The sequence below is a fragment of the Arthrobacter sp. LFS091 genome (assembly GCF_047977885.1).
Taxonomy (GTDB): Bacteria; Actinomycetota; Actinomycetes; order Actinomycetales; family Micrococcaceae; genus Arthrobacter.
Map to the genome: position 1 here is coordinate 88,070 of NZ_JBFPFP010000004.1, position 12,065 is coordinate 100,134.

General features: G+C 64.9%; 10 protein-coding genes. 4 read left to right on the top strand and 6 right to left on the bottom strand.

All coding sequences use genetic code 11. From position 1 onward, the window contains the following. Positions 1-11: 11 nt before the first annotated feature. The 4 genes from infB to rimP form a co-directional block, all read right to left on the bottom strand. A complete protein-coding gene (gene infB / locus ACNQOP_RS08645) occupies positions 12-2,900 on the bottom strand; it encodes a translation initiation factor IF-2 (protein WP_416404166.1) in 2,889 nt (962 codons plus the stop codon). Positions 2,901-3,052: 152 nt separating this feature from the next. Continuing rightward, positions 3,053-3,394 (bottom strand): YlxR family protein, encoded by a 342-nt coding sequence (locus ACNQOP_RS08650; protein WP_309991415.1) that lies wholly within the window; start codon positions 3,392-3,394, stop codon positions 3,053-3,055. Between the two features lie 186 nt (positions 3,395-3,580). Continuing rightward, positions 3,581-4,561, bottom strand: coding sequence for a transcription termination factor NusA (gene nusA, locus ACNQOP_RS08655; RefSeq protein WP_257371139.1), 981 nt, complete (start codon positions 4,559-4,561; stop codon positions 3,581-3,583). After that, the gene (gene rimP, locus ACNQOP_RS08660) at positions 4,561-5,172 is read right to left on the bottom strand and encodes a ribosome maturation factor RimP (protein WP_416404167.1); all 612 of its coding nucleotides are present in this window, start codon (positions 5,170-5,172) and stop codon (positions 4,561-4,563) included. The genes nusA and rimP overlap by 1 nt, the downstream gene beginning before the upstream one ends. A gap of 157 nt (positions 5,173-5,329) precedes the next feature. Here rimP and ACNQOP_RS08665 point away from each other — a divergent pair, with 157 nt between their 5' ends. Genes ACNQOP_RS08665 through ACNQOP_RS08675 form a run of 3 tightly spaced genes read left to right on the top strand, consistent with a single transcriptional unit; the run spans position 5,330 to position 8,195 of the window. After that, complete coding sequence (locus tag ACNQOP_RS08665) at positions 5,330-6,361, top strand: DUF4439 domain-containing protein (protein ID WP_416404169.1); 1,032 nt, start codon at positions 5,330-5,332, stop codon at positions 6,359-6,361. Positions 6,362-6,412: 51 nt separating this feature from the next. Further along, a complete protein-coding gene (locus ACNQOP_RS08670) occupies positions 6,413-7,141 on the top strand; it encodes a VIT1/CCC1 transporter family protein (protein ID WP_257371142.1) in 729 nt (242 codons plus the stop codon). A 34-nt stretch (positions 7,142-7,175) separates the two neighbouring features. After that, on the top strand, positions 7,176-8,195 hold the full coding sequence (locus ACNQOP_RS08675) for an aminoglycoside phosphotransferase family protein (protein WP_284987767.1): 1,020 nt from the start codon (positions 7,176-7,178) through the stop codon (positions 8,193-8,195). Between the two features lie 7 nt (positions 8,196-8,202). On the opposite strand, the gene ACNQOP_RS08680 is transcribed toward ACNQOP_RS08675, so the two are convergent. Then, positions 8,203-9,000 carry a sulfite exporter TauE/SafE family protein gene (locus ACNQOP_RS08680; protein WP_416404171.1) on the bottom strand — a complete coding sequence of 266 codons (798 nt, stop codon included), beginning with the start codon at positions 8,998-9,000 and terminating at the stop codon, positions 8,203-8,205. Next, a complete protein-coding gene (locus ACNQOP_RS08685; protein ID WP_416404173.1) occupies positions 8,997-10,808 on the bottom strand; it encodes a proline--tRNA ligase in 1,812 nt (603 codons plus the stop codon). The genes ACNQOP_RS08680 and ACNQOP_RS08685 overlap by 4 nt, the downstream gene beginning before the upstream one ends. Positions 10,809-11,313: 505 nt before the next feature. Here ACNQOP_RS08685 and ACNQOP_RS08690 point away from each other — a divergent pair. Then, positions 11,314-12,063, top strand: a complete 750-nt coding sequence (locus tag ACNQOP_RS08690) for an ABC transporter ATP-binding protein (RefSeq protein ID WP_416404175.1) — start codon at positions 11,314-11,316, stop codon at positions 12,061-12,063. Positions 12,064-12,065 lie beyond the last annotated feature (2 nt).

Sequence of the window (12,065 nt, forward strand, 5' to 3'; positions counted from 1 at the left end):
CCACATGGAACCTAGACGCGCGGCTTTTCGCGCATCTCGAAGGTCTCGATGATGTCGCCTTCGCTGATGTCGTTGAAGGAACCAAGACCGATACCACACTCGAAGTCGGTGCGGACTTCGGTGGCGTCATCCTTGAAGCGCTTGAGCGTCTCAACGGTGAGGTTGTCACCGATGACCTTGCCGTCGCGGCTGACACGTGCCTTGGAGTTACGGCGGATGATGCCCGTGCGGACGATCGAACCTGCGATGTTGCCGAACTTGGAGGAACGGAAGACTTCGCGGACCTCGGCGGTACCGAGCTGGACTTCCTCGTACTCCGGCTTGAGCATGCCCTTGAGAGCCATCTCAATGTCATCGATTGCTGCGTAGATGACCGAGTAGAAGCGCATGTCCACGCCTTCACGGTCAGCAAGTTCAGCAACGCGCTCCGCTGGCTTGACGTTGAAGCCGATGATGATGGCGTTGTCCACCGTGGCCAGGTTGACGTCGTTCTGCGTGATGGCACCCACACCGCGGTGGATGACACGGAGCTGAACGTCGTCGTCTCCGACGTCGATCTTGAGCAAGGCGTCTTCGAGGGCTTCCACGGCACCGGACACGTCACCCTTGAGGATGAGGTTGAGGGTGTCGATCTTGCCTTCGGCAACGGCTTGGTCGAAGTCTTCCAGGCTGATGCGCTTGCGACGCTTGGCCAGTGCAGCGTTGCGGTCGGCAGCTTCACGCTTTTCGGCGATCTGGCGGGCCGTACGCTCGTCAGGGGTCACCAGGAAGGTGTCACCTGCACGCGGCACGTTGGACAGGCCAAGGACCTGGACCGGACGGGACGGCAGTGCGACATCGAGTGCCTCGCCGTTCTCGTCGAACATGGCGCGGACGCGGCCGTGAGCCGTTCCGGCCACGATCGTGTCACCCACGGCCAAGGTACCGGACTGGACCAGGACGGTAGCAACAGCACCGCGGCCCTTGTCCAGGTTCGCTTCGATGGCAATGCCTCGAGCGTCCTTGTCCGGGTTGGCTCGCAGGTCCAGGGCAGCATCGGCCGTGAGCAGGACAGCGTCGATCAGTTCGTCGATGTTGAGGTTCTGGCGGGCAGAGACCTCAACGAACATGGTGTCGCCACCGTATTCCTCGGGAACCAGGCCGTACTCGGTCAGCTGGCCCTTGACCTTGTCAGGGTTGGCGCCTTCCTTGTCGATCTTGTTCACTGCGACGACGATCGGCACGTTGGCTGCCTGTGCGTGGTTGAGTGCTTCCACTGTCTGCGGCATGACGCCGTCATCAGCTGCGACAACCAGGATCGCGATGTCAGTGACCTTGGCACCACGTGCACGCATGGCCGTGAAGGCCTCGTGACCGGGGGTGTCAATGAAGGTGATGTCGCGGGCGTTGCCCTCGTGGACGTGGCTGATCTGGTAAGCACCGATGTGCTGGGTGATTCCACCGTGCTCGCCGGCCACAACGTTGGAGTTGCGGATGGCGTCAAGCAGGCGGGTCTTACCGTGGTCAACGTGACCCATGACGGTGACAACCGGTGCGCGGGGCTCAAGGACGTCGTCGCCTTCGGCGTCGAGTTCGTCCTGGATGTTGATGTCGAACTGGTCGAGGAGCTCGCGCTCTTCGTCTTCCGGCGAAACAACCTGGAGCTTGTAGCCAAGTTCGGCGCCAAGCAGGCCAAAGGTGTCTTCGTCGAGGGACTGCGTAGCCGTAGCCATTTCACCGAGGTGGAACAGAACGGTGACCAGCGACGCGGGGTTCGCATCGATCTTCTCGGCGAAGTCCGTGATGGACGAGCCACGACGCAAGCGGATGATGGTCTCGCCATCGCCGCGGGGTACCGATACGCCACCCAGCGACGGAGCACTCATCTGCTCCAGTTCCTGGCGCTTTGCCCGCTTCGACTTGCGCTGCTTGCCACGACCGGCGCCGCCCTTGCCGAAGGCACCCTGGGTACCACCGCGACCGCGGCCACCCTTGCCAAAGCCACCGCCGGCGGGAGCTCCGCCACCGGTGCCTGCACCTGGTGCGCCACCGGGACGACCCGGTCCGCCACCAGGACGGCCTGCGCCACCGGGACGGCCAGCGCCACCCGGAGCCGGACGCTCAGTGCGGTTGGGCATCATGCCCGGAGTAGGACGGTTTCCGCCACCGGGACCACCGGCGGGACGCGGAGCGCCCGGACGGGGTGCACCCGGACGCGGGGCGCCCGGACGGGGACCACCCGTACCTGCTGCGGGACGGGGACCACCGGCACCAGCTGCGGGACGGGGACCACCGGGACGTTCGCCGTCGTTGCGACGCTCGCCACGGGGCATGCCCTGCGACGGAGCAAACGGGTTGTTACCCGGACGCGGCGGACGGTCTCCATCGCCACCACGGCCACGGGGCATGCCCTGGGACGTAGCAAACGGGTTGTTGCCCGGGCGGGGACCGCCGGGACGAGGAGCCTGGCCGCCTTGGCGTGCCGGAGCCGGGGTCTCTGCCTTGGGAGCAGGACGGGCACCGGGCTTGGCCGAAACCGGGTTGGAAGCAGCAGGCGCTGCCGGGGCTGCCGGAGCAGGTGCCGCGGGAGCCGGAGCGGCCGGTGCCGGGGTTGCTGACGACGGGGTTGCCGACGATGGAGCTGAAGGCGCCGGGGCTGGAGCCTTCGGTGCTGCCGGGCCCGGTGCCGGAGCAGCCGGGCGGGATGCTGCCGGACGGGTTGCCGCGGGAGCGGCTGCGGGGGCGGCGGACTTTGCAGCGCCGGCACCCGGGTAGGCGTCGCGAAGCTTCTTCACGACGGGGGCCTCAATGGTGGAAGAGGCGGAGCGAACGAATTCGCCCAATTCCTGCAGTTTTGTCACTGCATCTTTGGAAGTAATACCGAGCTCTTTGGCGAGCTCATGTACGCGGACCTTGGCCACATTTCTCCTGTCTCGGTCCGCACCGAGCCAGGCACGAACCGTCTACTTCTTTATGCGGGCCTCAGCCGTTTGCACGGCGGAAAGGCCCATTGCAGAGCGCAACAAAGTTGTCATCGTTACGCACTCATCGCTGGGAACTCATCGGGTTTCCATCAGTTTTCTGACCCGCTTTCAGGTTTGGACGGTTTGCCAGTGGAAGCGTGGGCCTCCACGAGTGGCGCGCCCGGCATCAGGTAGCGTTCGACGGCGGTTGTCTCGGTAGCGCCCGCAAGGGCCCTTCCGAAGGCGCGCCGCTTGATCGCCAATGCCAAGCACTTTTCGCTGGGGTGCAGCCACGCACCCCTGCCGGCCATCCGGCGTCGTTCGTCCACCACGACGGTGGACGAACTGGCGCCTTGGGCGACCAGCCGGACAAGCTCGGACCGGGAGCCTTGCTTCCGGCATCCGATACACGTGCGAACAGGCCCATGGCCGTGCTCAAGCAGTTCAGCCACGATGTGTCCAACCTGCCTTACGCTACTGGCACCCGACGGGCCCCGGTCCTGCGAATGCAGCTGAGGCACGCCAAGGCGCGCGGATACCGGACGTAAGCCCGGTTCCATCTAGTCTAGCCCCCGGCTCCGGACTCCCGAAACCGGGCACACCGCCAGCGCGGCGTTAAGCCGACCCCGACTGGGACGCTATTCGGCCTTGGCCGGTGCTGCGTCGGAGACGATGTCGATCCGCCAACCAGTCAGCTTGGCTGCAAGGCGTGCGTTCTGGCCTTCCTTGCCGATCGCCAGGGAAAGCTGGTAATCCGGTACCACTACGCGCGCCGAGCGGGTCGACTCGTCGGTGATAGTGACGGAATTCACTCGCGACGGCGACAGCGAGTTGGCAATGAACGTCGCGGGGTCGTCGCTGAAGTCGACGATGTCGATCTTTTCGTCGTTCAGTTCGGTCATGACAGCACGGACACGCGAACCCATTTCACCGATGCAGGCACCCTTGGCATTGACGCCGGGGATGTTTGCCTTGACGGCAATCTTGGTACGGTGGCCGGCTTCGCGGGCAAGCGCGACGATCTCCACGGAGTGGTCCGCGATCTCCGGAACTTCCATTTCGAAGAGTTTACGGACCAGGCCCGGGTGCGAACGGGACAGCGTGATGGACGGGCCCTTGGCGCCACGGTGGACGTCCACCACGAAGGCACGCAGGCGGCTGCCGTGCAGGTACTTCTCACCGGGAACCTGCTCGGGCGGCGGCAGCAGGGCCTCAACAGCTCCAAGGTTGACCTGGATCATGTGGGGGTTGTTTCCCTGCTGGATCATGCCGGCGACAAGTTCGCCTTCACGGCCCTTGAATTCGCCCAGCACGTTGTCATCCTCGACGTCGCGAAGGCGCTGCAGGATGATCTGCCGTGCCGTGCTCGCGGCGATACGGCCGAAACCGGCAGGGGTGTCTTCGAACTCGCCGATCGGCTCGCCGTCGTCGTCGATTTCCGTGGCCCAGATGGTGACGTGGCCGCTCTTGCGATCCAGCTCAGCGCGGGCCTTTTCAAAAGCGCCGGGCGTCTTGTGGTACGCCACCAGCAAAGCCTGCTCGATGGTGGGAATCAGGAGATCCAGCGGGATTTCACGCTCACGCTCCAGGAGTCTCAGTGCGCTCATGTCAATATCCATTAGGCCTCCTCGGAAGGTCCATTGTGTTCGTCTTCCAGCGCAGCCTCGTGGAGGTGGCTGAATTCAATCTCGACTTTTCCTTGGCGGATCCTGTCGAAAGGAATAGTGATGGGGTCGCCCTGCTTGGGCTTCATGCCCTTCTTGACCTCGTGCTCCGGGATCAGCGTCACGGCGTCATCGCCCACTGATGCGATCCGGCCCAGGAGGTTGTCGCCCTGGATGACGTTGATCCTGACCATGCGGCCCCGGGCGCGGTGCCAATGCCGCGGTTCCGTCAGGGGACGTCCAACCCCGGGCGAGGAGACCTCGAGGTCATACGGGCGGCCGTCGTCCTGGGGATCGTTGTCCAGAATATCGGACAGTCCGCGCGAGACGTCGGCTATGGCGTCAAGACTGACGCCTCCGGTTTCCTCCTGCGGCAGGTCCACGACGACGTGGACCGTCCGGTGTGAGCCGGCCACGTGGATGGAAACATCCTCGAGGTAGAGCCTGCTGGCAAGGACGGCCGGTTCGAGCAGCGCTTTAAGCCTGCTCTCTTCCGGGTTGTGGATGGTGGCCGTTGAGTTCGATTCAGAACGGTCCGGTGAAGTCGTGGCTTCCGAGTCACTCACGTTGCCCGCCGCCTCCCGATAGATGTTGTTGTGACTACTAGCCTAACGATTTTCGCGGGAACTTGCGTGCACGGACTTCGCCGCCCACATGACACCATGGTCTGTTGTGGACGAGCAGAGAACCAAAAAGCGACGAGTACCAGCATGGGGCCGGCTCGTGCTCGTTTCCGTGGTGGCCCTGCTGGTAGTTGGCACCGGCATGGTGCTTATTCCGCGTGATTCCGGGACTCCCCCACCACGTTCCTTCTCCGAAAATGCCCGCCTTGCGGCGTTGGAAGACACCCTGCTGCTCCGTGATTCGGCCGTTGCGCTGGCTGACGCCCCTGGGCCGGATGCCGGAAAACCTGGCGCCGACGACGCTGTGACTTTGCTGACAACCCATGCCCGCGCCCTGCTGGACCCCGCCGGCCGGCTCCCCACGTCCCCGGCCGCTGCGTCACCAACCGCCACTGCTTCGTCCCCGAAAGCGACGCCGTCCGCATTCGTCACGGAGCTGTCCCGGAGCGGACAGCAGCGCCTCACCGACGCCCGCGGGTCCGACGGCGGCATGGCACGCCTGCTCGCCGCCGTCGGATCCGCCCAGCTGCTGTCCGCCGAGAAGCTGGCCGCCGCGTGGAAACTGCCTGCCCCAACACTGCCCACCACCAGCAGGGTTCCCGCCACTGCGCCGGCCGCCGGATCCTGCCCTTCGGCCAGCCCGAGCCCGGACGCGGATGCCGCAACCACCGACACTGCCTTGGCGTCGTTGGTCCGCGCCCAGCACGAGGCGGTCTATGTCTACCAGGTAGCGGTCAAAAAGCTCGGCGCTTCCAGCGTCCCTGCAGCTGCCCGTGACCTCGAAGTGCACGAGGTGCTGCTCCGGCAGGCCGAGGACCTGACCGGCGTGAACTGCGGGGATGTCCCGGCAGGCGAGGCGGGGTACAGGCTCCCGGCGAAGTTCGCCAAAGACCCTGCCGCCGCATTGGCGGACCTCGAAGCGTCATCCTTGCCGCGGTTCGGCGACCTCGTGGCGTTGTCCACCGGTGGGACCCGTGATTGGGCCATCGATGGCCTGCTTGCCGCTGGCCGGCGCAGTTCCGCCTGGGGCGCCGCTTTGCCGGCACTCCCGGGCTTTGAGCTCGACGCCGGTGACTTGCCTGCCCTTCCGACGCCCAGCGACACCGCCTCCCCCACCGCAAGCATCAGATAGGGCAGGCTAGCCATGCTGGCCAAGCCCGGGCTGCGGTGCTTGGCTTAATCCATGGCTTCCACAGAAACTGCGACCACGCATGAAAACGAACCCCACCGGGACGACCTGGCGCACCGCCTGAACTGGCTTCGGGCCGGAGTCCTGGGCGCCAACGACGGCATCGTCTCCGTCGCGGCGATCGTGGTGGGCGTGGCGGGAGCCACCACCAACTCCGGGAGCATCCTCGCCGCGGGCATGGCCGGCCTGGTGGGCGGTGCCATCTCCATGGCGTTGGGCGAGTACGTCTCCGTGAGCAGCCAGAGCGACACCCAGCGGGCCTTGATCGAAAAGGAACGTCGCGAGCTTGCCGAGGAACCCGAGGAAGAGCTCAACGAGCTGACGGCTATCTATGAGTCAAAAGGCCTCAGCCCCGAGACTGCCCGGACAGTGGCAGAAGAACTGACGGAGCACGACGCACTGGCCGCACACCTTTCTGCCGAGCTCAACATCCACGAAGACGACATCGTCAGCCCGTGGAATGCAGCATTGGCCTCGGCGGTTGCCTTCACGCTGGGCGCGGTACTGCCCATGCTGGCCATCCTGCTTCCACCACCCGAAATGCGGGTGCCGCTCACCTTTGCGGCGGTCTTGCTGGCCCTGGCGATTACCGGCGCAGTGGGGGCCTGGATCGGCGGCGCTCCCCGGTTCCGTGCCGCAGCACGGGTGGTTGTTGGCGGCGCACTTGCCTTGGCGGCAACGTTCTCCATTGGAACGCTCTTGGGTGCCAGCGGCGTTTTCTAGATAGCTGGCGCGGCAGCGGCGTTAGGCTGATCGCGTGACCCTTCACGCGATGATTCCGATGCCAGGCGACCTCCACGCCCGGTATAACCGTGACTCTGCGGGCCGGGACTGGTTGGCCAGCCTCCCCGGCCTCATTTCCGATGCACTGGACCGTTGGGAGCTCGCAGTAGACCTCGCTCCTGGCGCCGAGCCTTGGAACGGCCACGGAGCCTTGGTGGTGCCCGTGGTGCGGCACGGTCAGCCCGCAGCATTGAAGATCGCGTTTCCCCATGACGAAGCCCGGGTGGAGCGCCACGCACTCACGCTGTGGGGAGGCCGCGGCGCGGTCCGGCTCCTTGCCGCAGATGCGCCGAGTTGCTCCATGCTGCTGGAACGGCTGGACGCTGCCCGCTGGCTCCAGGACGCACCGCTGGCGGAAGCACGGGATGTATGGGGAACCATCATGCGTGAACTGTCCATCGCGCCGGACGACAGGCCTGAATGGCGGGATTTGGACCATATTGCCGCCACGGCTGAACGGTGGAGCGACGAACTGCCAGCTGAATGGGAACGGCTGGACCGCCCGTTCCCCAGGTGGCTGCTGGAGGCTGCACTGGAGGTGTGCCAAACACGGGGTGCCGTGGGCCGTCGCGCCGGAAAAGACGTCCTGGTCCACACAGACCTGCATTTCATGAACATCCTGGCCACCCTGGATGCAAACGAGGCCGGACGCGACGCCTACCTGGCCATCGATCCGCAGCCCCAGATCGGTGAGGCCGAATTCGCCGTCGCACCCATCCTGTGGAACCGCATTGGCGACCTTTCACGGACTGACCCGGAGGCTGCGTTGCGCGACCGCTGCCACGAATTCAGCCTCGCCGCCCGGCTCGATCCCGAGGCCGCCCGGCAATGGAGTATCGCCCGTGAGGTGGAGAATGCTTTGTGGTACGCCGGAAAACCCGCGCACGGCGGGGACCTGGCCCGTTCCCTCTGGGTTGCCAGCACCTTGGCCGGCCGGACATTGGATGGCCTTCCGGCCGCGCACGACCTTCCCGGTCCAGGGGAATCGGCTTAGGCAGAAGCTAGCCCGCGAAGTTGTCGTTCCAAACGTCCATACCAAGCTTGATGATGAGGGCGGCCACAACAACCAGGAAGACCACGCGTACAAAGCCGCTCCCCTTGGCTACCGCCGTACGGGCGCCCAAGTAGCCGCCGGCCATATTCGCAAGGCCGAGGACAAGCCCTACGCCCCAGAGCAGGGATCCATGCGGTAGGAAGAAGATCAAGGCTCCGGCATTGGTGGCCATGTTGACGATCTTTGCCTTGGCACTGGCTTCGAGGAAGGCATAGCCCATGGCCGAGACCAGGGCGATGATCAGGAACGACCCCGTGCCAGGGCCGATCAAACCATCGTAGAAGCCGATCACCCCGCCGATCAGGCAGGCAACGACGTAGTGCTTGTGGCCATCGTGGCGGAGCGCTGTAAGCTCCCCTGCGCTGGGACGCAGGGCGGTGAAAATTGCGACGGCGATCAGGGCAGCCACAATGATGGGCTTGAAAACACTGGCTGGAAGCGACGCCGCCAGGATCGCCCCGCCAAAACTCCCGGCCAAGGCGATGACAGCCATGGGTACCGCCGTTTTCAGGTCAGGACGCACCCGGCGATAGTACGTGACCGCACTGGTGGTGGTCCCGAAGATGGAACCCATTTTGTTGGTCGCCAAGGCCTGGACAGGCGTGATGCCGGGCACCAGCAGCAGGGCGGGGAGCTGGATCAGTCCCCCGCCCCCAACCACTGCGTCCACCCAGCCGGCCGCGAAACCAGCCACCACAACCAGGATGAGGGTGGTGAGCTGGATCGATTCGAAGCCGGAGATCACCGGTTTCGTACGGCGTTGACCACGTAATCCACGGCTTTGTCCACCGGGACGTTCTCGGCTTCGCCGCTCCGGCGGTCCTTGACTTCCACGACACCGTCCACGAGTCCGCGGCCAACGGCGAGGATGGTGGGTACGCCTACGAGTTCGGCGTCGCCGAACTTGACGCCGGGAGAGACCTTCGGGCGGTCATCGAGGATGACGTCCAGGCCGGCGGCCTCCAGCTCAGCGGAAAGCTTCTCGGCGGCCTCGAAAATCTCGTCACCACGGCCAACAGCGACCACGTGGACGTCGGCGGGAGCAACGGAACGTGGCCAGACAAGGCCGCGGTCGTCATGGTTCGCTTCGGCCAGGGCTGCCACGGCGCGTGTAACACCGACACCGTAGGAGCCCATGGTGACTACTACCTGCTTGCCGTTCTGGTCCAGCACCTTAAGGTCCAAGGCAGCGGCGTACTTGCGGCCGAGCTGGAAGATGTGTCCCATTTCGATGCCGCGCGCCGTTTCCAGCGGGCCGGATCCGTCAGGAGCGGGATCGCCGGCACGCACTTCGGTGCTTTCGATGACGCCGTCCCAGGTGAAGTCGCGTCCGGCGACCAGCCCAAAGACGTGCTTGCCCTCGGCGTTGGCACCGGTGACCCAGCTCGTACCCGAAACAACGCGGGGGTCCACCAGGAAGAGGACCTTGGACGATCCCTCGAGCCCCAGGACGGGCTCATCAAGTGACAGGCCTGGGCCAATGTAACCCTTGACCAGCCACGGCAGCTTCTTGAGGTCGTCCTCGTTGGCGGCCTCGAGCCCGATTTCGCCGGCGATCGGCAGGAACGCGCCGATGTTCGCTTCAACGCGCTTGAGGTCGACTGCACGGTCGCCGGGTACGCCGATCACCACGATCTGGCGTTCACCGGTGGGCAGCGTCACGGCGAGGACCACGTTCTTGAGCGTGTCAGCGGCAGCCCATGTGCCGCCGTCGGACTCGCTGCGGGGTGCCAGCTGGTTGGCTGCGTCCACCAAAGTATCGATAGTGGGAGTGTTGGGCGTGTCCAGGACCCGGGCAGCGGGTGCGTTGGTGAAGTCGATGTCGTCCGGAACTACGGTGGTGACAGCTTCGACGTTGGCGTAGTACCCACCTGCCGAACGCACGAAGGTGTCCTCGCCAATCTCGGTGGGGAAGAGGAACTCTTCACTCTTCGAGCCGCCCATGGCACCGGCGGTCGCGGCAACGGGAATGACTTCCAGTCCGAGACGGGCAAAGATCTTCAGGTACGCGGCGCGGTGGGCAGCGTAGCTGGCATCCAAGCCGGCGTCGTCGACGTCGAAGGAGTAGGAATCCTTCATGATGAACTCGCGGCCGCGGAGGAGGCCTGCCCGGGGACGGGCTTCGTCGCGGTACTTGTTCTGGATCTGGTAGAGGCTCAACGGCAGGTCTTTGTACGAGGAGTACAGGTCCTTGACCAGAAGGGTGAACATTTCCTCATGCGTCGGCGCAAGGAGGTAGTCCGCACCCTTGCGGTCCTGGAGCCGGAACAGGCCCTCGCCGTACTCGGTCCAACGGTTCGTGGCCTCGTAGGGTTCACGCGGCAGCAGCGCCGGGAAATGGACTTCCTGGGCTCCGATCGCGGACATTTCCTGGCGGATGATCTCCTCGACCTTGCGCAGGACGCTCAGGCCAAGCGGAAGCCACGTGTAGATACCGGGTGCCGCGCGGCGAATGTAGCCGGCACGCACCAACAGCTTGTGGCTGGCGACCTCGGCGTCGACGGGATCTTCACGCAGGGTGCGCAGGAACAACTGGGAAAGGCGAAGGACCACGGGTACGTATCCGTTTCTATGGCAGATGTGGCAAAAACAACTGCCTACCAATCTACCGGCTCAGCGGGCCGCGCCCGGAACAAGCGGGGCTGTCACCCCGGCGGACACAGAAGAGCCACGCCGTCGCGTGGTGGAAGCCCCTGGCCGCGGTGGGCTGGTCATCCTGCGATGGCGTGGCTCAGCGGCCGGTGGCCGCAGACTCTGTCCTGGGACTAGTTCCCCGTTCCCTCCAGCGGAGCGGGACTGCCTGCGGCTGGGACGTATTGGTCATTGCCGAACACACGGATGATGCGGGCGCACAGGGCACCCTTCAAGGTCATTGTCACGATTCCCCCTCAATCACCCGTACCCCAACGACACGGCTTGGGAAGAACCTATGTGATAGCCGACACATTTTCAAGGACTTGAGTCCCTTGACCTTTCGTTTCACCCCTTGACCCAGCGAGCGGACAGTTCTATTTTAATTTCATCAATTGATGAATTATTAGCATTGCCGGAGGCCACCATGTCCCCTGCTCCAGCGGCCATCGAGGCCACGGAACTGCACGTCTCCAGAGGGCGGACACACATTCTCCGCGGCCTGGACTTCACGGTCGGTCCCGGCCGGATTACCGGACTCCTGGGTCCCTCCGGCAGCGGCAAGACGACACTCATGCGTGCCATCATGGGCGTCCAGCGGGTTACCCGCGGAACCGTCACCGTCATGGGCATCCCTGCGGGCAGCGCCTCGCTAAGGCACGACGTCGGATATGTCACCCAGGGCGCCAGCGTGTACGGGGACCTCAGCGTCGAAGCGAACGTCAGGTACTTCGGAGCCATGCACGGCGCGACGGCGGCTGACGTCACCGAGGCGATTGACGCCGTCGGACTCGCCCCGCTGGCACGGCAGAAAGCCGCCGACCTTTCCGGCGGACAATTCAGCAGGGTTTCGCTGGCCTGCGCGCTGGTGGCCCACCCTAAACTGCTCATCCTGGACGAACCAACCGTTGGCCTGGACCCGGTACTCCGCGCCGAACTATGGGAGCGCTTTGCGGCGATGGCCGCGTCGGGCACGACGCTGCTGGTGTCCAGCCACGTCATGGAAGAAGCGTCCCACTGCTCCTCGCTCCTGCTGCTGCGTGAAGGGCTCCTGCTGGCACAACTCACTCCGGCGGAGCTCGCGCTTCGGGGAGGCAGCGATGACCTGGAGCGGGCGTTCCTGACCATCATCAAGGCCGCCGACCGCGGCCAGGCAGCAAGCGAGGTGGCATCATGAAC

Bases quoted from the DNA above. Each gene is read 5' to 3' on its own strand.
- ACNQOP_RS08690 (WP_416404175.1), top strand. From the start codon at position 11,314: ATGTCCCCTGCTCCAGCGGCCATCGAGGCCACGGAACTGCACGTCTCC.
- ACNQOP_RS08670 (WP_257371142.1), top strand. From the start codon at position 6,413: ATGGCTTCCACAGAAACTGCGACCACGCATGAAAACGAACCCCACCGG.
- nusA (WP_257371139.1), bottom strand. From the start codon at position 4,561: ATGGATATTGACATGAGCGCACTGAGACTCCTGGAGCGTGAGCGTGAA.